The 19,727-nt window shown below is 67.7% G+C and carries 19 protein-coding genes and 1 pseudogene; 7 read left to right on the top strand and 13 right to left on the bottom strand.

What is annotated here, in order from left to right:
- Positions 1-11: 11 nt before the first annotated feature.
- Together FHX32_RS12555 and FHX32_RS12550 are read right to left on the bottom strand one after the other, a co-directional pair.
- Positions 12-1,246, bottom strand: a protein-coding gene (locus FHX32_RS12555) for an IS3 family transposase (protein ID WP_109902192.1) whose coding sequence is annotated in 2 segments (ribosomal slippage) — positions 12-967 and positions 967-1,246 — 1,236 coding nt in all. Because the reading frame shifts where the segments join, the coding sequence is not laid out codon by codon here.
- Positions 1,247-1,579: 333 nt separating this feature from the next.
- Positions 1,580-2,203 (bottom strand): helix-turn-helix domain-containing protein, encoded by a 624-nt coding sequence (locus FHX32_RS12550; protein ID WP_167181224.1) that lies wholly within the window; start codon positions 2,201-2,203, stop codon positions 1,580-1,582.
- Positions 2,204-2,598: 395 nt separating this feature from the next.
- Between FHX32_RS12550 and FHX32_RS12545 the strand changes: the two genes are divergently transcribed.
- The 3 genes from FHX32_RS12545 to FHX32_RS12535 all read left to right on the top strand — a co-directional run bounded on the left by FHX32_RS12545 (position 2,599) and on the right by FHX32_RS12535 (position 5,539).
- The gene (locus tag FHX32_RS12545; protein WP_486481102.1) at positions 2,599-3,642 is read left to right on the top strand and encodes an alcohol dehydrogenase catalytic domain-containing protein; all 1,044 of its coding nucleotides are present in this window, start codon (positions 2,599-2,601) and stop codon (positions 3,640-3,642) included.
- 44 nt (positions 3,643-3,686) lie between these two features.
- Positions 3,687-4,091 (top strand): nuclear transport factor 2 family protein, encoded by a 405-nt coding sequence (locus FHX32_RS12540; RefSeq protein ID WP_167181222.1) that lies wholly within the window; start codon positions 3,687-3,689, stop codon positions 4,089-4,091.
- 71 nt (positions 4,092-4,162) lie between these two features.
- Positions 4,163-5,539: an FAD-binding oxidoreductase gene (locus FHX32_RS12535; protein ID WP_167181220.1), complete on the top strand. Its 1,377-nt coding sequence runs from the start codon at positions 4,163-4,165 to the stop codon at positions 5,537-5,539.
- Here FHX32_RS12535 and FHX32_RS12530 read toward each other — a convergent pair.
- The 5 genes from FHX32_RS12530 to FHX32_RS12510 form a co-directional block, all read right to left on the bottom strand.
- The gene (locus FHX32_RS12530) at positions 5,518-6,243 is read right to left on the bottom strand and encodes a DUF5994 family protein (RefSeq protein WP_486481023.1); all 726 of its coding nucleotides are present in this window, start codon (positions 6,241-6,243) and stop codon (positions 5,518-5,520) included. The two genes, FHX32_RS12535 and FHX32_RS12530, sit on opposite strands and share 22 nt — an antisense overlap.
- Positions 6,244-6,298: 55 nt before the next feature.
- Positions 6,299-7,093, bottom strand: a complete 795-nt coding sequence (locus FHX32_RS12525; RefSeq protein WP_167181216.1) for a SigB/SigF/SigG family RNA polymerase sigma factor — start codon at positions 7,091-7,093, stop codon at positions 6,299-6,301.
- Between the two features lie 150 nt (positions 7,094-7,243).
- Positions 7,244-8,017, bottom strand: a complete 774-nt coding sequence (locus tag FHX32_RS12520; protein ID WP_486481022.1) for an ANTAR domain-containing protein — start codon at positions 8,015-8,017, stop codon at positions 7,244-7,246.
- Positions 8,018-8,046: 29 nt separating this feature from the next.
- Positions 8,047-9,090 (bottom strand): acyl-CoA desaturase, encoded by a 1,044-nt coding sequence (locus FHX32_RS12515; protein ID WP_167181214.1) that lies wholly within the window; start codon positions 9,088-9,090, stop codon positions 8,047-8,049.
- Between the two features lie 368 nt (positions 9,091-9,458).
- Complete coding sequence (locus FHX32_RS12510) at positions 9,459-9,668, bottom strand: hypothetical protein (protein ID WP_167178324.1); 210 nt, start codon at positions 9,666-9,668, stop codon at positions 9,459-9,461.
- Positions 9,669-10,053: 385 nt separating this feature from the next.
- On the opposite strand from FHX32_RS12510, the gene FHX32_RS12505 reads away from it, so the two are divergent.
- On the top strand, positions 10,054-11,235 hold the full coding sequence (locus FHX32_RS12505) for a low temperature requirement protein A (protein ID WP_167181212.1): 1,182 nt from the start codon (positions 10,054-10,056) through the stop codon (positions 11,233-11,235).
- Positions 11,236-11,316: 81 nt separating this feature from the next.
- Here FHX32_RS12505 and FHX32_RS12500 read toward each other — a convergent pair whose 3' ends face one another.
- From FHX32_RS12500 to FHX32_RS12490, 3 genes are all read right to left on the bottom strand, one after another.
- Entirely contained in the window at positions 11,317-11,664 is a 348-nt protein-coding gene (locus FHX32_RS12500) for an NAD(P)-binding domain-containing protein (protein ID WP_486481021.1), read from the bottom strand.
- Between the two features lie 295 nt (positions 11,665-11,959).
- Positions 11,960-12,247 carry an ester cyclase gene (locus tag FHX32_RS12495; protein ID WP_167181210.1) on the bottom strand — a complete coding sequence of 96 codons (288 nt, stop codon included), beginning with the start codon at positions 12,245-12,247 and terminating at the stop codon, positions 11,960-11,962.
- A 10-nt stretch (positions 12,248-12,257) separates the two neighbouring features.
- Positions 12,258-12,944, bottom strand: coding sequence for an SDR family NAD(P)-dependent oxidoreductase (locus FHX32_RS12490; RefSeq protein WP_167181208.1), 687 nt, complete (start codon positions 12,942-12,944; stop codon positions 12,258-12,260).
- Between the two features lie 131 nt (positions 12,945-13,075).
- Between FHX32_RS12490 and FHX32_RS12485 the strand changes: the two genes are divergently transcribed.
- The 3 genes and pseudogenes from FHX32_RS12485 to FHX32_RS12470 all read left to right on the top strand — a co-directional run bounded on the left by FHX32_RS12485 (position 13,076) and on the right by FHX32_RS12470 (position 15,056).
- Positions 13,076-13,687: a TetR/AcrR family transcriptional regulator gene (locus tag FHX32_RS12485; protein ID WP_167181205.1), complete on the top strand. Its 612-nt coding sequence runs from the start codon at positions 13,076-13,078 to the stop codon at positions 13,685-13,687.
- 101 nt (positions 13,688-13,788) lie between these two features.
- Entirely contained in the window at positions 13,789-14,316 is a 528-nt protein-coding gene (locus tag FHX32_RS12480; RefSeq protein ID WP_167181203.1) for a class I SAM-dependent methyltransferase, read from the top strand.
- 259 nt (positions 14,317-14,575) lie between these two features.
- Positions 14,576-15,056, top strand: a pseudogene (locus tag FHX32_RS12470) (iron chelate uptake ABC transporter family permease subunit).
- Here FHX32_RS12470 and FHX32_RS12465 read toward each other — a convergent pair.
- The 3 genes from FHX32_RS12465 to FHX32_RS12455 all read right to left on the bottom strand — a co-directional run bounded on the left by FHX32_RS12465 (position 15,051) and on the right by FHX32_RS12455 (position 18,876).
- Positions 15,051-16,307 carry a nucleotide sugar dehydrogenase gene (locus tag FHX32_RS12465; protein WP_167181199.1) on the bottom strand — a complete coding sequence of 419 codons (1,257 nt, stop codon included), beginning with the start codon at positions 16,305-16,307 and terminating at the stop codon, positions 15,051-15,053. The pseudogene FHX32_RS12470 and the gene FHX32_RS12465 sit on opposite strands and share 6 nt — an antisense overlap.
- Positions 16,308-16,460: 153 nt before the next feature.
- Complete coding sequence (locus FHX32_RS12460) at positions 16,461-17,381, bottom strand: glycosyl hydrolase (protein ID WP_167181181.1); 921 nt, start codon at positions 17,379-17,381, stop codon at positions 16,461-16,463.
- The gene (locus FHX32_RS12455; protein WP_167181179.1) at positions 17,350-18,876 is read right to left on the bottom strand and encodes a glycosyltransferase family 2 protein; all 1,527 of its coding nucleotides are present in this window, start codon (positions 18,874-18,876) and stop codon (positions 17,350-17,352) included. The genes FHX32_RS12460 and FHX32_RS12455 overlap by 32 nt, the downstream gene beginning before the upstream one ends.
- Between the last annotated feature and the right edge of the window lie 851 nt (positions 18,877-19,727).

Genomic DNA, 19,727 nt, shown 5'->3' with positions numbered 1-19,727 from the left:
TGGAGAGTTGGTTAGCTGGTTTTCAGGGGTGCGGTGACCGGCTGGGTCATCGTGTGTAGTGCCTCGTGTTCGGCGGGCGGGATGTGCCCGAGTTCGCCGTGCAAGCGGCGGTTGTTGTACCAGTCGATGTACTCGACGGTGGCCATCTCCAGGTCGTCGAGCCCGCGCCACGGACCTCGGTTACGGACGAGTTCGGCCTTGTAGAGGGAGTTGAACGCCTCGGCCATCGCGTTGTCGTAGGAGTCGCCCGTGGACCCGACGGAGGCGACGGCGCCTGCCTCGGCGAGCCGCTGGCTGTAGCGAATCGCTCGATACTGGACTCCCCTGTCCGAGTGATGGATCAGTTTTCGCAGGTCAGCGCCTTGACTCTCGCGTCGCCAGATCGCCATCTTCAGCGCGTCGAGCGCCAGATCCGTGTAGAGCGACGTGGACACCTGCCAGCCGACGATCATGCGGGAGTACACGTCGAGGACGAACGCGGCGTACACCCAGCCCACGCTGGTGCGCACATAGGTGAGGTCGGCGACCCACAGCTGGTTCGGGCCGGCTGCGGTGAAGTCTCGTTTGACCAGGTCAGCGGGTCGGCCGGTCTCGGCTGCGGGACGGGTCGTGCGCGGCGACTTGTCGCGCAGCAGCCCGCGTAGCCCAGACTCGCGCATCAGCCGCTCGACGGTGCACCGGGCCACCGGCACGCCTTGGCGGCGCAACTCGTGCCAGATCTTGCGGGCGCCGTAGACGCCGTAGTTGGCCGCGTGGATGCGCTCGATCACCCCGGTCAGCTCCTCATCGCGGCGACAGCGGGCGCTGGCGGGACGGGTCTTGGCGGCGTAGTAGGTCGACGGTGCGATCTGTGCCGGCGTGTCTTCGAGCGCCCGCAGGACCGGCTGGACACCGTGTTCGGCCTTCTGGGAGTCGACGAAGTCGACCTTCATCGCGACGGACGGTCCAGCTCCGCCGCGAAGAAACTCGCCGCGGACTTCAGGATCTGGTTGGCCCGCCGCAGCTCACGATTCTCCCGTTCCAACGCGGCGAGGCGTTCCGCGTCGCTGCTGGTAATACCCGGACGGTCACCGGCATCGGTCTCAGCCTTCTTCACCCACGTCCGCAACGCCTCGGGATGAACCCCGAGCTGACCGGCGATCCGCCGGATCGCTCCGACCGCCGACGCCGGATCCCGGCGGGCCTCGAGCGCCAACCGGGTCGCACGCTCACGCAGCTCATCGTTGTACTTCTTCGGTGCGGGCATCGCTGGTGTTCCTCCCAGGTTTCGATGTCTCCATCAAACCCGGTGCGGAACAATCGATAGTTGTCAACGAACTTAACGATCAACCAACGCCACTGCAAGGGGTCGCGAGCAAGTTACCCAGGGTATCTGTCGTGGTTGGGCCGAAGTGGTACCCGAACAAGGTGCCGATCATGACCAGCTGGCACGGGTTGGTGCCGAATCAAGATGCCGATCTTGCTCAACCACCAAACACATCCCGCCAAGCCCACGGGCTACGTGGCGCCCAAAGAAGCTGCCGGACTGGTGCCCGTCCAAGATGCCGAACTCAGGATGTCGGATGGCGACGCTCGCGGTTCAGCTCGTGGTCGCCTGCGCGACGACCGATTCGATGAGCGAGGACATGAGCCCTGCGGCGGCCGTGACGTCGAGACCGTTTGTGCGCACGAGGGACTGCCAGGTGCTGAGGGCTATGGCATGCCGGACGGCCACCTTGAGGAGGGGACAGTCGGTGGTGGTGGGCGAATAGTCGGTGGTCAGCGCCTCGGTGACGGCGTCCAGATATCCGGAGAAGGGCTCGATGACCCGCCTGATCTCAGCGGACTGGTCACTGTCCCGGAGGGTGTTGGCCAGTATCGGCTCCACCGCGCCGTAGAAGTTGTAGAGATCGTTGAGCGCCACGTCGACCCGCTCGCGGGGCGATGCCACCGACTGCCACGCCGTGATGTCCGGCCAGGGGTGGCGACTCCAGTATTCGGTGGAGCATGCCTGCAGTAGCTCCGCCTCGGTCGGGAAGTACCGGTAGACCGTGTGCCGCTGCACTCCCGCCAGTGCGGCGATGTCGGCAATGGTGGTACGGGCTGGCCCCACCTTCCGGTGCAGTTCGATCGCCGCGTCCGTGATACGCCGACGCGTCGCGATCATCGCGTCGGCGCGGCGCCGAAGCTCGTACTTGCGGGTGACTCCCTTACCGTCAGCCATTGCCCCTCTCCTCGCGTTGCTGCTGCAAGTGTGCCCGACAGGGGCTCGGCGGTGCCGGGGTGGACGGGTGTCGAGGACGGTCGACTGACCGGTTTCTCCGGATTGTCTACCAGCGGATCGGTCCGGTCCGCTTTGCCCCTTCCGACCCTCCTGTCGGCCCCGTCAAGCCCTACTTATTTCGTGACACACGCATGTCTAATGAAATTTGACGGAGCGGCGCCGGCGCCGTACATTTTCGGAGCACATCGGCGTGCAGCGAAAGATCGGGCATGCCCGGCCTTGCGGGCGCTGACCACTCACCACCGCGGGCGAGTGGTCGCGCGCCCGCACACACCCGCAGGGTCGTACCTCCGCCGCCCGCCCCTCGGCTGACGGCTCCACACCGGCCAGGGCAGATGAGAGACGGAGACAGAACGGTGGAACAGATGCATTCGGTGGCCGTGCCCGGGGTCGGGCAGCCGTGGGAGGTCAGGAGCACGGACGTTCCCGAGGTGAGGGCGGGGCAGGTCCTCGTCCGGGTGCGTGCCAGCGGGATCTGTGGCACAGATGTGTGGATCACCGAGGGGAAGCTGTCGTTCGGCATCGACTTCCCCATGACACTCGGGCACGAGGGCGTCGGTGAAGTCGTCGCCGTCGGAGAGGGCGTGACCTCCCGCGCAGTGGGGGACCGGGTCGGACTGCTCACTCTGCAGACCGGCTGCGGGACCTGCGCATGGTGTCAGCGGGCCGAACCGCTGGACTTCGTCACCGCCGCGAACTGCAAGCGGCCGGTGCTGACCGGGATGAACGTGGGCGGGACCAACGCCGACTACGTCGCCATCCCGGCGAACGCCACCGTGCCGTTGCCCGACGGGCTGTCCTACGAGCACGCGGCTCCGCTGATGTGCATCGGCTACACCGCCTGGAGCGGCCTGCGCCGAGCCAACCCCCAGCCGGGCGAACGGATCGCCGTGACGGGCATCGGCGGCATGGGCCACCTCGCGATCCAGTACGCCAAGGCAAGCGGCTTCACGACCATCGCCGTCACCGGTTCACCCGAGAAGCAGGAAATGGCTCGCCAACTCGGCGCGGACATCGTGGTGTCCACCGGCGCCGAACTGCGGGAAGCGGGCGGAGCGGACGTACTGCTGCACACCAACAGCTCCAACAGCGCCGCCGCCGATGCCCTCCAGGGAGTGGCGCCCCGAGGGCGCGTCGTACTCATGGGCATCGGGTTCGACGCCTTCGCCGTACCCAACATGCCGATGATCATGAACAGCATCCAGATTCTCGGCTCCGCGCACAACGGCACCAGGTACCTGATGGAGGCCCTGCGGATGGCCGCCGACGGCAAGGTCACCCCGATGGTCGAGACCTACGGCAAGGACCGCGTTGCGGAGGCGTACCAGCGGGCGGCTGAGGGAAAGGCCCGCTTCCGAGCCGTCATCATCTTCTCGTGAGCGCAGTTCCGTCGGTCACACCATTACCGAATCCCAGGAGGGACATGTCCACCTCGTTCACACTTCCCACCGGTCCAGAGGGGATTCCGGACTCTCTGCTGGAGCGCTTCAACGCCGGCGACGTGGACGCCATGATGGGGCTCTACGACGAGGATGCGGTGTTCGTCACCAACTCCGGCCGGAGCCTGACGGACCCCAGCGAGATCCGTCGTGAGCTGGAAGGCTTCCTCGCTCTCAAACTCCCCATGACGGCACACGCACGGCACATGATCGTCGCTGACGACATCGCCCTTCTCCTGCTCGACTGGGAGATCGAAGGCACGGGCCCGAATGGGAGGCACGTCCATCTCAAGGGCTCAGCCACGGACATTGCCCGCCGCGGCGCGGACGGACTGTGGCGTTACCTGATCGACAACCCCTACGGCACGCGCTTCCGCGAACAGGTGTGATCCGCGCATCGTCCCGTTTCCCGAAAGGTAGTCAAGTCTTGGGCTCCATCGAAACTCATTCGAACGACCCCATGCCGATCAGCGGCGAAGCAGTCGCCGAACTCGCCGCCGCCACCGCCGGGCCGGTGCTGCTGCCCGGCGACGAGGCGTACGCCACCGAGTGCGCCGCGTACAACCTCGCCACGCCGCACCGGCCGGCGGTCGTGGTCGGCGCCACGACACCGGCCGACGTTCAGGCAGCCGTCCGGTTCGCGGCCGCCCACGGCCTGCCGGTCGCTGTCCTGGCCACCGGGCACTCGGCGCTGTCCTCGAACGGAGCAGTGCTGATCACCACCCGCCGGATGGACACCGTCACCATCGACGCCGAGCAGCGAACCGCCCGGATCGAGGCCGGCGTACGCTGGCAGCAGGTGATCGACCAGGCGGCCACGCAGGGGCTCGCGCCCCTCAACGGCTCCGCCCCGACCGTCGGCGCGGTCAGCTACACCCTCGGCGGCGGGCTCAGCCCGATCGGCCGCACCTTCGGCTACGCCGCCGACCACGTACGCCGTATCGAGCTGGTCACCGCCGACGGCGAACTACGCGAGGTGACCGCGGAACGTGAACCGGAGCTGTTCTGGGCGCTGCGTGGCGGCAAGGGGAACTTCGGCGTGGTCACCGCCCTGGAGTTCGACCTCTTCCCGGTCGACCGGATCTACGGCGGCGGCCTATACTTCCCCGCGGAGCGGGCCGCCGAGGTGCTCGCCGCGTGGAGCGCCTGGACCGCCGACGTCCCGGACGAGATGACCTCCTCGATCGCGCTGCTCCGACTGCCCCCGAGCCCCGACCTGCCGGAGCCGCTGCGAGGTCGGTTCGTGGTCCACGTGCGGGTCGCGTACGTCGGGTCGGCCGAGGCGGGCGCACGACTCGTCGCGCCCCTGCGGGCGATCGGCCCGGCCCTGATCGACTCGGTGGCCGACCTGCCGTACGCCGCGATCGGCTCGGTCCACAACGACCCGCCGATGCCGATTCCGTTCCACGACCGCTCGACCCTGCTGCGGGAATTCACCCCCGAGGTCATCGACACGGTCGTCCGGCTCGCCGGCCCGGACGCGCAGAGCCCGCTCGTCGTGCTGGAGATCCGACACCTCGGCGGTGCGCTGGACCGCCGACCTCAGCCGGGCAACGCGATCGACACTCGCGGTTCGGCCTTCCTTCTCTACGGCGTCGCGTTCGGCGGCCCTGACCAAGCCGAGGCGTTCGACGGGTATCTGACCCACCTGATCGCCGCACTGGAGCCGTGGAGCACCGGCCGACGCTTCGTGAACTTCTTCAGCGCCGCCGACGCCACACCCGAGGGAGTGCCGACGGGGTACCGCCCGGAGACGTACCAGCGGCTGGTCGAGGTCAAGAAGACGTACGACCCGCAGAACGTCTTCCGGCTGAATCACAACATCCTTCCCGCCTGACTCTGCGGGACAGCGGCTCCCGTCCGCGGGTTCTGCCAGGGCAGGTGCCCCTGCAGAACCCGCACGTGGTCGCTCCGCTCTTCGGGCCCTTCGTCAGTGACGGCTTCGGAGTCCGGGACCTCGAACCGAGGTCCCGGACCCCGTGCCTCCCGGCCCGGACCGGATGGCCGTTCAGGTCCTGACCGGTGTTGTGGGGTGTCGATCGAACCGCAGGTGTCCGCCTTCGCTTCCCAGGCGTCTACGTCGTCCTCGGGCCACGCCGACCGTGGGGAGGGACGACTCTGCGGAGTAGGCACGATGCCGGCGCCGCGGGTGGTGTTGGCGGGACTGGAAGCGGCGCGCATGGCCGCCATCGCCACGTCGTGCGTGGTCTCCGGCGCTGCCACGGCCAGGTCGATCCGCAGATCCCGCCGGCCGGTGACGATCACGAGGCCGGTGCCGAGGGTGGTGAACCATCCCAGCCGCACCACGGCGCCGCCGACACCGATGCGACGAGGATGTCGGTCCCAGGCCGCCGGGTCCAGCATGATCCGTTCGATCACGCCGCCACGCCGGGCGGTGAGCGTGGTGACCAGGCTGCACAGTTCGACGACCGGGTCGCGTGAGGTCGGCCACCAACCGCCGTCGAGCTGAGCCCGGCTGGACGGCGGGTCGGCCAGCCGCAGGCGTGCCGTGGGCGGCTCGCGGGTGCAGACCCACGTCATGCGGTCCGGGATAGAGCGGATCATAATTTCCGTCCCTTCGGTGCATCGGCGCCCGTCAGCTCGGCATTCCGGCCCTGAGCTGGGTTAGGGAACGCCTCAGCAACCGGGACACATGCATCTGCGATATTCCAACCTCGGTGGCGATCCGCGCCTGGGTCATGTGGCGGTAGAACCGCATGGCGAGAATCCGACGCTCACGGGGGGAAAGCCTGGCGAGCAGCGGCAGCAGCGTCAGGTGATCGTCGACGGCTGCGTAGCCGGGATCGACGGCGCCGATGAGCTCTATGGTCTCGGTGTCGTCGGCCTTGTGGTGGGGCGCGTTCAGCGACGCTAGGCGGTATGCCTGCGATGCGGTGAGGGCGGCCAGGACGTCGTTTTCGCTCACGTCCAGGTGGTCGGCGAGCTCGGCGGTGGTCGGGTGATGGTCCTGTCGCTGCGTGAGCTCGGCTGTGGCGGCTCGCACCATGCTGTTCAGTTCCTGGGCACGGCGCGGGACCCGCATCGCCCACGTCGCGTCGCGGAAGTGCCGGCGGAGGGCACCGACAATGGTCGGGACCGCATAGCTGGAGAACTTGACGCCTCGTCGGGCGTCGAATCCGTCGACGGCTCTGACCAGGGCGAGGGCTGCCACCTGGGCAAGGTCGTCGTAGGGCTCTCCGCGGCCGCTGTATCGACGGGCCAGGCGGCTGGCCAGCGGCAGATTGCCTTCGATGATCCGGGTCCGCAGTCTCGTGCGATCGGGATCGTCGCGGCTAAGGTCGGCGTGTCGACGCAACATCTGTTCGCTCGTCGCCGGCAGTTCACCCGTCGGCGGATGTCGGGAAGCGGCAGTCGCGGTCGGGATGACCATTGTTCAACGCCCCTTACGGCTGGTGGCGGCGGAACTGGCGGCCACCGGGGGCCCGGGCGACAAGCTAACCCTACGCCTCATCGCGCCGGTTCACACCGCTGGGCGCCGGCCGGGCGGGACAGCGCAGGCCCCCCGCCAGTTGACCGCGAGTCAGGCGGACAGGTCGGCTGCCGTGCCTGACGCGAACTGCTCGGAGCCGTCGACGATGGCCTGAGCCAGGTCGGCCAGCCGCCGGTTACGGCTGCGGGCGCACTCGCGCAACAGCGCGAAAGCCTCACCCACGTCCACCTGGAGGCGCTCGGCGAGGACACCCTTGGCCTGCTCGATCAGAACTCGGCTGTTGAGTGCGGTCTGCAGTTGCTCGGTGAGGACGTCGCGGTGATGGATGGCGCGTTGCTGGAGCAGCCCGATGGTGGCCACGTCCGCCAGGGCCTGCCCGATCCGGACCTTGCCTTCGTCGAGTGCGCCAGGGCGGGTGTCGAAGAGGTTCAGCGCGCCGATGACCTCGGAACGTAGGCGCATGGGCAGAGCGTGTACCGCGGTGAAGCCGACCTCGGCTGCGGCGGCGGTGAACCGGCGCCAGCGGTGGCCGGCGGCCCGCAGGTCGATCGCCGACACGGGTTGGCCGGTGCGGAAGCAGTCCACGCAGGGCCCCTGGTCGGTCTGCAGCTGGAACAACTCCAGCAGCCGGGTGCGCTCGGATGAGGCCGCCACCACCTGAAGGTCGCCCTGCTGGTCGGTCACCAACAGCCCGGCCGCCGAGACGCCCAGCAGTTCAACACACCGGTCGGCGAGCACATGCAGGAATTCAATCATGTCGAAGTCGTCGACGAGTGTGTCAGCCATTTCCACGAACACGTCGGACAGCTGGATCTCAGCCATGTCACTCACCCTCGGCACACGATAGTCCCTCTTCGATGTCAAGTAGAGGACTGTCCGGGCGGCACAGCAGCTCAGCGCGGGGTGACGCCGGTCGGAGGCGCGGGGGATCCGATGTCGTCCAGGTGGCGCAGTGCCTCGGCCCAGGAGCGGCCCAGCGTGGTTTCGTGGTAGTCGATGTCGTGCTCGGCGCAGAACCGCCGGATCAGTGGCATTGCGCGGCGCAGGTTGGGACACGGCATGCTCGGGAACAGGTGGTGTTCGATCTGGTAGTTCAGCCCACCGAGCACGGTGTCAAGGAGCACCCCGCCGTGGACATTGCGGGAGGTGAGGACCTGTCGCCGCAGGTAGTCGAGGTTGTTGTCGCCGCCGAGGATCGGCATGCCCTTGTGGTTCGGAGCGAAGGAGCAGCCGAGGTAGACGCCGAGCACACCTTGGTTGACGAGGATGAACGCGATCGCCTGCGCCGGGCTCAGGAGCAGGAACACCGCGGCGAGGTAACCGCCCAGGTGCAGGGCCAGCAGGCCCGCTTCGACGGATCGGCGGGCGATGCGGCGCGGGCCGAGGATCGCCTTCACGCTGTTGGCGTGCAGGTGCAGGCCTTCCAGCAGGAGCAGCGGGAAGAACAGATACGCCTGGTAACGCACCACCAGTGCGCCGAGGCCGCGCTGTCGCCGGGCCTGGTCGGCGGTGAAGGACAAGGGCGCCACGGTGATGTCGGGGTCCTTGCCTACCGTGTTGGGGTGGGCGTGATGCCGGTTGTGCTTTTCCACCCACCAGCCGTAGCTGATCCCGGTCAAGAGATTGCCGTGCACGATGCCGATCAGGTCGTTCGCCCGGCGCGTGCGGGCGATCTGCCGGTGCCCTGCGTCGTGGCCGATGAACCCGGCCTGCGCGAAGACCACCGCCAGGGCCACCGCGACGCCGAGCTGCCACCACGATTCACCGAGCCGAAAAAACAGCGCCCACAGTCCGGCGAAGCAACCGACGACCAGACCGATGCGCACCGCGTAGTAGCCCCGCCGCCGCTCCAGTAGACCCGCGGTGCGGACCAGCCGGGACAGGTCCGCGTAGTCGCTGCCCCGCTGCCGCTCGGCGCCGAGGTTGGTGTCGCTCATGATGGCTGCTCCCCCGCTGATCCTTCTCCGCCGGCTGGTCGCGGCGGCGGCGGCTCCGGCAGCCGGTCAGCAGGCGATGCGTTGCTGCGTGCCGGGGATCGCCACGCCACGGGCGGCCGCGCCACATCAGGCCACGCCCCCTGTTGCTGTTCGAGCAGTTCCATGATCCGTTTGCTCACCGATTCCGACGTCAGGGTGCACTCCCTTCCCTGGTCGGACCCCCGTGGGGTTGCTGACTCCGGCGCCTCCCACCTTGGATCTTCGGCGATCGGTTCCACCCGCTGCAGCGGATTGGCGTCTTTTGCGCCGGAACACGGGGCGCCGCGCGCGAGGTGTGCGCCTGGCGGACGCTCCGAGCAGAGCGACCGTCACGGGGACGGCGCGTCGGCGAGATCGGCCAGATCAACATGAAGGATGGCGAGCAGTCCGGTGTGCTTGTCGGGGTCCACCCGCTCCGGTAGCTCGCGCTCGACCCAGTCGGCCCTGACCTGCTGGCCGCGGTCGCGAAGAATGCTGACGATCCGGTGCCTGGCGATCATCATCGGATGCTCCCTTGGGAAGGCGTCCGCAACGGTCATGCTCGCGGACGGTGGTGCAGACGCGCTGGCCGGATCCGCCACCGTCGAAAGCACGGCTTGCCGCAGCCGGCGACCGGGACGTGATTGACGATCAGCCAGCACGACGAGCGGCTGTCACGATGGGAATGACGACGGCCAACGCCCGGGCGGGCTGGTGGCGACGGCACCTGACGATCACCGGGGGCCCGGGTGACGTGCTCACCGTACGCCTCACGGCGCGGATCCGCACTCATGCCCGACGCCGCTCCCGCAGCGGATGATACGCCCCCATCAGGCCCGATATCTCCTAGAATCGAGCAGGGTTCCTTGCCACCCGACCCGGCCGGTTCCCCACTGCAGGCCTCGCTCCAGTCATGAAGACCCGGAGTCAGTAGACGGGAACCTGATGACGACCGACCAGGCAGTTGGGCTGGGCCGGGGGCGCGAGGGGCCTCAGCGGGCCACCCTGCTGGAGCTGTTTCTCGACCTGGTGTTCGTCGCCGCGCTTGCCCTGACGTCACGAACCCTGGCGCAGAATCTCGGTTGGGTCGGGGCCTTCCAGACCGTGGTGCTGCTGATGGCGATCTGGTGGGTCTGGTCGGTCACCGCGCTGGCAACCGACCTCTACCACGCGCAGCGGCCCCCGATCTTCCCCATGACCCTCTGGGCCATGCTCGGAACCATCCTGATGGCAGGCACGCTGCCCGACGCCTTCTCCGAGCACGCGCTCGCCTTCGCGGGCGCCTACGTGATGGTCCAGGTGGGGCGTGGCATCTTCCTGGTCGCCGCCCTGCACGGCCGCACGACGCGACTGCACGCCGGCCGGTTCATCTTCTGGTTCGTCGTGTCCGCGGTGCCGTGGCTCGCCGGCGCCCTCGTGGCCGGCCCGGCACGGGGTCTGCTGTGGGCCGCGGCGCTCGCCATCGACTACGGGTCAGGCTGGCTCCGCTACCCCACGCCCCGGCTCGGTCGGGTGCCCCCGTCCCAGTACGAGGTGGCAGCCGACCACCTGGCGGAGCGCTACCAGCAATTCTTCACGCTGGCCCTCGGCGATCTCATCCTCGTCACCACCCTGACCTACGCCGACAACGACACGACACTCAGCCGCACAGCGGCGCTCCTGCTGGCCTTCTTCACCACCGTGCTGCTATGGCAGATCTACGTCCACCGCGCCGGCGCCCTGCTGAAGGCCACCATCGAATCCTCCCGAGATCCGGGCGGATTCGTGCGGGTCGCACCCAACACCCACCTGCTCATGGTGGCCGGCGTCGTCGCCGCGTCCGCCGGTTTCGAGGTCGTCATCGCCCACCCCACCGACCACGCCACACCCTGGCTGGCCGCCATCATGCTCGGCGGCCCTGCATTGTTCCTGGCCGGACGAGCCCGCTTCGAGTACGAGGTTTTCAGCCGCGTGTCACCGTCCCGGCTGGTCGCGCTGCTCACGCTGATCATCGCCGGCCCCGCGCTGGTGCTCGCACCCTCACTGGTGGCCGCCCTCACCGCCACCCTCGTCCTGGCAGGTGTCGCCATCGCGGACGGCATCCGGGCCCGCGGAAACCCACCCGAGCAACCAAGCCCCGCCATGTAGCTGCAGGCGCGGGTCCACTCAAACAACGGGCCCATCAGGAGCCGAATCCTCCGCTGATCTTCCGCACGCGGAACTGTGGACCTAGACGGAGACCCCTCTGCTCCCAACGCCTCGATGGCATGAAGGAGCGGGGCCTCGCTCCTCGTGGGTCCCGGCGGGATGCTCGGTGTTCGTGTCCAGCACGATCTTGCCGGCAAGCTCCTCGACCGGCATGTCGTTGACGACCCTGAGGGGCACCGCGACGACGGCGAAATCGCCGGCGTCCGCGGCGTGTGCCGCGCGGGCTGACGGGCCGAGCTCTGCGATGAGGCTTTTCAGCGTCTCGGGCCCTCGGGAGTTGGCGATGACGACCTTGTATCCGGTTGTAAGTGCCGCACGCGCGATCTGGCTGCCGACCTCGCCGGCGCCGATGATTCCGATTGTTGTCACGGATGGTTTCACCTTTGGTATTGGTGGAGTGGCCATGAGTCGAGGCGGCTGTCCTCGGGTCGGCGATCCTCGTACTCATGGCGTGTCAGATCCTGGATGCTGCGGGTCGGATGCTCAGAAGACCACGGCGTCGGTGTCCGATCTGCTCGCCTACGCACAGTCGGCGGCCGCGGGTGCCCGGATGTTGCCGACTCGCTGGTGCCATGACGGCACCACCCCTGGAGCATCAGCGGCCGCGACCGCTTCGGCACACTGCCCAGCCTGATCTTTTGGAGGCCGGCCATTGTCCCTGATGTCAGGCGGTCAGCTGCCGACGCATTCCGGCTGAGTCGTGCAGGGCCGCCATCTGCACGAATCGGCCGTCGCTGACCTTGTGTACGAACAGCAGTTCCGTGACCTCCCAGGGAAGATCCGGAACGGCTTCGACATCCTGCTTCCGGACCGTGAGGACGTCGTCCCGGGTGCCGGGCTCGCCGTTGAGCAGGACCTGGTCATTGATGAACTCGTCCATCCCGTCGAACTCATGGGCGTTGAGCGCCGCGACGTAGCGCAGGTACCAGCTACGCAGATCATTCTCCGCCATCACTTGCCCTTTACCAGCTCAACGTCCCTAGCTCGTCCTGAAAGGTCCCCGTCGGGCCGTCCGCGCCGAGCGTGGCCATGTGCACGATGGTCTTGGCACTTTCTACCGGTGGCCTTCCGCCTCCGAGAGCGGCCGTCATGTCGGTGGCGGTGTAGCCGGGCTCGATCGCGTTGAACTTGATACCCGGCTGAGACTTGGCGTACTGGACGGTGAGCATGGTGGCTGCCGACTTGGACGCCGCGTAGAGCGCAGCCGACAGATTGAACTCGGGCCGGTCCGGATTCGTCACCGCCCAGAAAGATCCCATGCTGCTCGAAACGGTAACCACCGTGGGATTCGAGGACTTCCGCAGCAGGGGCAGTGCCGCCTCCGTGACACGAACAATTCCCACCACGTTGGTGTCGAACACCCGCAGGGCCGTCGGTCCGTCGACAGCGCCGAGCCCGAGGACGCCCGCGTTGTTCACCAGGACGTCGAGTCGACCCTCGGCCGATTCAATGATCGCCAGCGCGTCGCTCACCGATGCGTCGTCGGTCACATCGAGCTGCACGAATCGCGCGCCCAGCGTCGCCGCGGCCTTCTCGCCACGCTCGACGTCGCGTGCGCCGACGTAGACGGTGTGGCCCAGTTCGAGAAGCTGTTTGGCGGTCTCGAAACCGAGGCCCTTGTTGGCGCCGGTGATGAGTGTGACGGTCATGCGTCTCCTTAGACATGCGGCGGAGCTGCCGATGTTTTTGTACCGCTCGGTTGCGAAGTCACCGTAACAGGTTTTGTACCGTTCGGTCGGTGAGCCGGGCCATAATTTGTACCGAGCGGTAGAGTTGTCTCATGGGCACTGAGGCGCACACTGTCGGTCGACCGCGGGCTTTCGACGAGGAGACAGTCCTCGACCGGGCCACGGAGGTCTTCTGGCGGTACGGCTACGAGGGTGCGTCACTGAGTGCCCTCACCGACGCAATGGGGATCAACCGGCCGAGCCTGTACGCCACGTTCGGCAGCAAGGAGCAACTCTTCCGACGCGCCTTCGCCCGCTACCACGAGACCCAGATGGCCAACGCTCGCGCCGCCATGGAACAACCCACCGCGTACGCCGCCATAGAAGCGTTCCTGCGCTCCAGTGCAGACGGCCTCACCGCCAGCGATCACCCCACGGGTTGCCTCTCCGTCCAGGGAGGCCTGGCCTGCTCGCCCGAGAACGCCCGGATCTCCGAGATCCTGGCCGCCGGCCGAGCCGCCACCGAGTCCGCCCTCGAAGAACGGCTGTCCCGCGCGGCGAAAGAAGGAGACCTCCCGGACGGCGTGGAGGCCCGAGCGCTGGCGCGATTCGTGATGGCGCTCAGCGAGGGCCACGCCGTCCACGCCGCAGCCGGTGCCAGCCGCGAAGAACTCCAGGCCTCCGTCGACATCGCCCTGCGAGCCGTCATCGCGCCCCACCATTGATGAGTGGCGAAGCAGGGCCCAACGTCCCCGGTCGCGCGTCCTGCGCTGAGGCCGCGCTCGGCACGGACCGCGCGGCCGTCCCAGAGGCCGACGTGGTCGCGGTGGAACCGTCGCCGGCGCTGCGGGCGGTGCTGCTGTCCCGCATGGCCGCCCGGCCGGACCTGCGGCAGCGGGTCACCGTCGTCGCCGCCGACGCCCTCGGCGCCGACCTGCCCGCCCGCCTCGGCGCCGTCCTGGCGGTGAACACGATCGGCCACCTCGATCCCGACGGACGCCGAACCCTCCTACGCCGGGTGGCTGAGCGCCTCGCTCCCGGCGCGCCGCTGGTGCTGAACCCGCAACCACCAGCCGAACCCATGCCGGTCCCGTTCTCCGCCTTCAGCGCGGTGCCGGTCGGTCGGCACACCTACGAGGGCGGCGGGTCCGCTGAGCCGTCCGGCCCGGACACGGTGACCTGGCGGATTCGTTACCGAGTCCTCAGCGCCGACGGCACCGCGTTGCGGGCAGACCACGTGAACCACCGCTGGCGCGTCACCCCGGCGCAGGTCGTACTGGCCGAACCGGCCGAAGCCGGCCTGACCGGCGAGGTCGGGCGACTGGACGTCGTCCGGGCCGTACGCCGTCCCTGAGACTCGTCGATCCAGCAACTGAAGCACCCGTCCGGAGAGGGCCCGGCGAGGCTCCACAGGCGTTCGTCGCCAATGCGGGCTTCGCTGGCCAGATGAGGGACCAGCCGCAGCAGAGCGGAGACCGTTGCTTGCACCACGGCCCGCAAGCGCACCATGTGCACCCCTTGGCGCACGCTACCCCGGCTACGCCGTCCCGGATCCGCGCCGTGAGCGTGATCATGTGAGTCGCCTTGCGCGATGTCAATGAAAACCATTACCGATCGGCAACGCGCTGCGTTGGCTCGTCGGCTCGGTGGACGGGCGGGTCTGGGCGCACGTGTCCGTCGCCTGGCCGTGGTTGGCCACGGCGCTGCTGCTGGCCTGGCTGTGCTCCGCCGTGTTGAGTGTGCTCGCGGCCGGTGACGGGCATGCCGCAGCTCGGGCTCTCACCTCGGCCAGTACGTGCCCTCGGTCTGGCTCTGGCGGTGGCGCTGGCCACCGGTGCGGTGGCTCTCGCTGGCGCGTTGGCCTTCGTCGGGCTGGTCGTGCCGCACGTCGCCCGCGCCGTGTGCGGGGCGGACCCCGACAGCAGGGGCGGCATCGTCGCCAGCACCACGGCGCAGGGTTACGCGACCTCGTCCACGGTCTGCACTGGTCACAGTGGCGGCGCTGGCATCACGCCCGCGCCCGACAACCCCACTGCACGCGACGCCTCAACCTCGAACTCCTACCATGATCGATCGGCGGCTGCCGTGCTATAGGCGGATCGCGTCGTCGGTGCGCGTGATGCCGCGCGTGTCGAAGAAGCGCTTGGCCAACGCGGCAAGCCGGTCAGCGTCGTAGTCACGATGGTGCTGAACGAGGATCACGAGGTCAGCCGACGCGACCGCGGCCTCCAGATCATCGACCTTCATCACGCCGATTCCTGGCCGCCATTCCGCGACGAACGGATCGTGGTAGCTGATCTTCGCACCGAGACCGTTGAGGTCACGAGCGAGGGGAGTGGCCGGGGATTCGCGCTCATCTGCGATGTTCGCCTTGTACGTGACACCCAGCAGCAGAATGTTCGCGCCGGTCGTCGCCAGCCCAGCTTCGTTGAGGATGTTCTGGGCGCGCCTTGCCACGTACGCCGGCATCGTGGCGTTGATCTCCTGCGCGAGCTCGACGAACCGGAACGGGTAGCCGAGCTTCACCCGCACATTGTGGCTCAGGTAGTTCGGATCGATCGGGATGCAGTGACCGCCCACGCCCGGCCCCGGGTAAAAGGCCTGGAATCCGAACGGCTTGCTCGACGCGGCGCGGATGACGTCCCACAGGTCGATATCGAGTCGGTGGCAGAACTTGGCCATCTCGTTGACGAGCGCGATGTTGACGTGCCGGTAGGTGTTCTCGAGGAGCTTGGCCGTCTCGGCCTCCCGGGTGCCCTTGGTGCGCACGACGGTGTCGATGAAACGCCCGTACAGGGCCGCCGCGGCTTCCGTGCATGCCGGCGTGTGGCCGCCGACGACCTTGGGCGTGTTGCGGGGGCCGAACTGCCTGTTGCCCGGGTCGATGCGTTCCGGCGAGAACGCCAGGTGGAAGTCCTTCCCGGCGACGAGGCCACCGGCTTCCAGGATGGGACGCACCAGTTCGTCGGTAGTGCCGGGATACGTGGTTGACTCGAGAACGACGAGCATCCCGGGGCGGAGATTGCGGGCGACGGCCTCGGTGGCCAACTGAACCGCACCGAGATCGGGGCCGCCTTCCTCGGACAGCGGTGTCGGGACACAGATGACCGCCGCCTTCGCGGCAGCGATCTCGCCTTCGTCGGTCGTCGCCCGGAAGCCGCCTTCTCTCATCTGGACGACGTCGTCGTCAGAAAGATCATCAACGTGTGACCGGCCATCGTTGAGTGCCTTCACCAACGGCAAACTGACGTCGAATCCGATCACAGACATGCCAGCCGACGTCGCCTCGCGAGCCAGCGGAAGCCCCACGTATCCGAGCCCAATAATGACTACGTCGACACTCACTGTCGCTCCTTCTGCTGGGTGACCAGGCCCCGTATGCCCAGCCGTGTCTATCCGGTTCAAGCGACTACGCCCGAACCGGATGGTCGTGCCGCAAATTCAACTACTGTCGATGAATCGTGAACGTTCCACGCCGCGCCCGTGACACAGTTCGCTCTATCTGCTGGGAGCGCAGGCCAGGTTCGGGACGACCGATTTCTTGAAGGCCTTCATGTTGCGGGGCGAGTCATTGTATCGCCAGTCCGCACTGGAGTGCGGCGGCGGCGCCTGGGTCCAGATCAGGCCGATGACGTTCGGATGGGCACGCAACCAGGGGCCCAACGTGGTCATCCACCGGTCCTTCGCCCTTCCCCCCACGCCGGTCTCGGCGAGGACTACCGGCTTCTTCGAAAGACGAGCGAGCAACTTCATGGTGGGATCGAACGTCTGGCTTGCAGACGACTCGAATCCGAAGGCGGAGCTGCCGACTCCGTAACCGGTGAAGCCCACCAGATCAACCCATTTGTCGCCCGGCCAGAACTGGGAGATCCCCTCAACGGTGGCGCCGCGAATGATGTTCGGAGCCCAGAGCCACAGGACGTTGGTCGCGCCGGCCTCTCGGAACAGCGTGACTACGTGCCGCCAGGCCTTGACGTACTGGGATGCGGTGTTGCCGTTGACACCGGCCGCCCACGGTGACCAGTCCCCATTCATTTCCGGCGCGTACCGGATCACCACCAGGTCACCGTATTCCACAACGGTGTCCGCGACGGCACGGAGCTTGGCATCGTTCTTGCCCGCCGCGGTAGCCGCGAGCGACCAGGACTTCTGCTCCACGACCGAGCCCAGGTCCTTCGGCTGCACCGTGAGGAACGGGATTCCCGCGGCATTTGTCAGCCTGGACAACTCGAACGGGGCGCCGATGGACGCGTAGACCCCTCGCCACATCGGCCGGCATCCAATTTCCTGCGCGGCCCGATCAGCGTCTTCCACGGCGTCCTTCTCCGACGTGATACCAAATACGGGCTTGTCCGCCCGCAGCATGGAGACGTCGGCACGAATCGCGCTAGCTCGCAGCGCCGGATCCGTCGCGGTCACTGCGGACTGCCGGCCCTCGAAAGTAGTGGATGACGGTTTCATCGCGCATCCAGCCAGTAGCAGCAGCGGCAGCACCAGCAAGTACCTTCTCATGGTCCCCCCCGATCTCGACCTCGACCTGCTGGCGAGTGCCCCACTTGAAACGCATGCAGGAGGCGATGGCCCAGAGCCGCCACACCCGCAACACCGACCACTGCCACAGAATCGCGACCGGCGACAGAAAGAGGAACCAACTCAACTGGGCCGGCATCGTCTGATCGGACCGCCGAACCGTGAAGACCCGCAACAGCTGCACATAGCCGAGCACGATCAACATCCCGAGCGTCAGCAGCAGCAGCTCCGCGTCCGCGATCAACGCGTCGGTTCCCGCGCCGCGCGCCCACGCGACCACATCGGTCACCGGCTTCACCACGAAGAGCGCGGACACGACGATGGTCGAGGCGATGGCCTGCACCCACTTCAGTGCGTGCAGCCAGTACGCGATGCGGTTGAGGGGCAAGTACTTGAAACGCCAGAAGGACCTGATGAACGACCCCCGCAGCCAGCGCATGAACTGCCGGCGGTGGTTGGAGAGGCGTTCCGGCATGACACAGAAGGCGAAGGCGTTGGACTGCTGGACGGTTCTGCCCCGGAGTAACGCCTGAAGCGTCAGGTACGAGTCGTCGGAGAACTCAACCCGTCGTCCGAAGAACTCCTCGTTCGAGTAACCAAGGCGGCATTCGTCGATCACCCGCGCGCGGTACAACGAGATCCCGCCCGAGTTGACCAGCACCGACCCCAGCGCCGACGTGGCGGACCGGTCGGTCAACTGCGAGGCTGTGCAGATCAGATCCACAGCCCGGGCGATCGGCCCGTTCAGGTTGTAGGTGAGAAACACTCCGGCGACCGACATCACCTTGGGATCGGCGAGCGGTTTGATCAAGTTCTCGAGCGCGTCCGGCGCGAGGACCGAGTCGGAGTCGATCGTGAGATAGGCGTCGGCCCAGCCGGCGAAGCGCAGGGATGCGGCGACGTGGGTCGCTCGCTTGCCCCGGTTTCGGTCGCGCACCCAGACGAGGGGGACTCCCACCGCGTTCGCGGCTTCGACCGCCCACAACTCGGTGGGCAGGTAGTCCACCTTGTTCGATCCGTCGTCCCGGACGAAGATCGCGTCGGGACGGCGGGTCTGCCCGAGCAGGCCACGGATGGTCGCGATGACCGCATCGACGTCTTCGTTATAGAGCGGGACGACCGCCACGACCCTCAACTTCGCCAGCTCGGCCGCCTGCTCGGCGGTGACGCGTCTGGGGCGGTCGAAGGTCGCGAGAAGAAGGTGCAGGAAATACACGACGAAGGCGAACGTGTAGACGACTTCGAACGAGGACAGTTCAGTACCGGGATCCTCGAGCCGGGTCACGTGGTGGTAGAGCCACAGCGAGGAGGCGCCGAGCATGAGGACCACCGCGGGCAGCGCGCGGCCGGGGACCCACCGTGCGGTCTTGGAAGCCTTGGTCACGGCTTCTTCCCGCGTCTCCAGAAGAGGCGCACGGACGTCGCGAAGAGCGTTACGACGCCGACCGCGGCAAGGAGAATTTCGAACAACCCGAGATGGGAAGGCACGCGAACCCAGCTTTCGATCAAGGGACGGCAGCCCGTGGCAGCCCGGACATGCTACATAGGGACGGCGGTCCGGCTCCGCACCCGGACGCCGTAGCCGACACTTGTAGTGTTGTTGGTCTGGTGTTGCTGGCCTTTCGGCTCGTTTGGATCGCCGATCTGGCGGATGGCGCCGACGAACTCGTCCGCTTTGCGGCTTTTCCACAGTTCGCAGGCCCGAGACGCGACATGAGCGGACAGCCCAGGAGGTGTCAGGTCAGCGATCCCCAGGTGAGTTCCTCCCCGCGCTCTTCCGCTACCGTGTGCGGCATGACGTACGACTACGGCGAGGGTTCGCCCCCACGTAGTCGGGGCCCGTCCTGGGGTCAGCGAAGCGATCCGTCTGGCGTCGATGCGTCCCCGCACGGCGCCATTCGGCGGCAGCAGCCCTCGTACGAGCAGCCTCCGCAATGGGCCGGCGAGGGTCGGCACAGCAGTCGCCGACCATACGACCCGGGTCATGGCGGGTCGCCGTCGCGCCAGCGTGACCAGGCAGACCTGCCGGCCGGCTTCAGTACACCGCCGGGGCATCCGGCATCGGGAGGTGATGTGGCCCGGCGCAGCGGTCCGTATCGAGGCGGTCAGCCCCTCGCCCCCAGTCAGCCGGATGGTCGCCATCCGAGCCAGAGCGGCAGCGGCGCCGTGTACGGCGGCCCGTCCGGCGAACATGTTGCCGGCCCCGGACGCGGGCCGGAGCTGTACACAGGGGCT

The sequence above is a fragment of the Micromonospora sp. CNZ280 genome (assembly GCF_011759515.1).
This window is presented reverse-complemented; position numbering and strand designations above follow the sequence as displayed.

Coding starts and splice junctions, on each gene's coding strand:
- FHX32_RS12550 (WP_167181224.1), bottom strand. CDS start 2,203: ATGGCTGACGGTAAGGGAGTCACCCGCAAGTACGAGCTTCGGCGCCGC.
- FHX32_RS12545 (WP_486481102.1), top strand. CDS start 2,599: ATGAGAGACGGAGACAGAACGGTGGAACAGATGCATTCGGTGGCCGTG.
- FHX32_RS12540 (WP_167181222.1), top strand. CDS start 3,687: ATGTCCACCTCGTTCACACTTCCCACCGGTCCAGAGGGGATTCCGGAC.
- FHX32_RS12535 (WP_167181220.1), top strand. CDS start 4,163: ATGCCGATCAGCGGCGAAGCAGTCGCCGAACTCGCCGCCGCCACCGCC.
- FHX32_RS12530 (WP_486481023.1), bottom strand. CDS start 6,243: ATGACGTGGGTCTGCACCCGCGAGCCGCCCACGGCACGCCTGCGGCTG.
- FHX32_RS12525 (WP_167181216.1), bottom strand. CDS start 7,093: ATGGTCATCCCGACCGCGACTGCCGCTTCCCGACATCCGCCGACGGGT.
- FHX32_RS12515 (WP_167181214.1), bottom strand. CDS start 9,090: ATGAGCGACACCAACCTCGGCGCCGAGCGGCAGCGGGGCAGCGACTAC.
- FHX32_RS12510 (WP_167178324.1), bottom strand. CDS start 9,668: ATGACCGTTGCGGACGCCTTCCCAAGGGAGCATCCGATGATGATCGCC.
- FHX32_RS12505 (WP_167181212.1), top strand. CDS start 10,054: ATGACGACCGACCAGGCAGTTGGGCTGGGCCGGGGGCGCGAGGGGCCT.
- FHX32_RS12495 (WP_167181210.1), bottom strand. CDS start 12,247: ATGGCGGAGAATGATCTGCGTAGCTGGTACCTGCGCTACGTCGCGGCG.
- FHX32_RS12490 (WP_167181208.1), bottom strand. CDS start 12,944: ATGACCGTCACACTCATCACCGGCGCCAACAAGGGCCTCGGTTTCGAG.
- FHX32_RS12485 (WP_167181205.1), top strand. CDS start 13,076: ATGGGCACTGAGGCGCACACTGTCGGTCGACCGCGGGCTTTCGACGAG.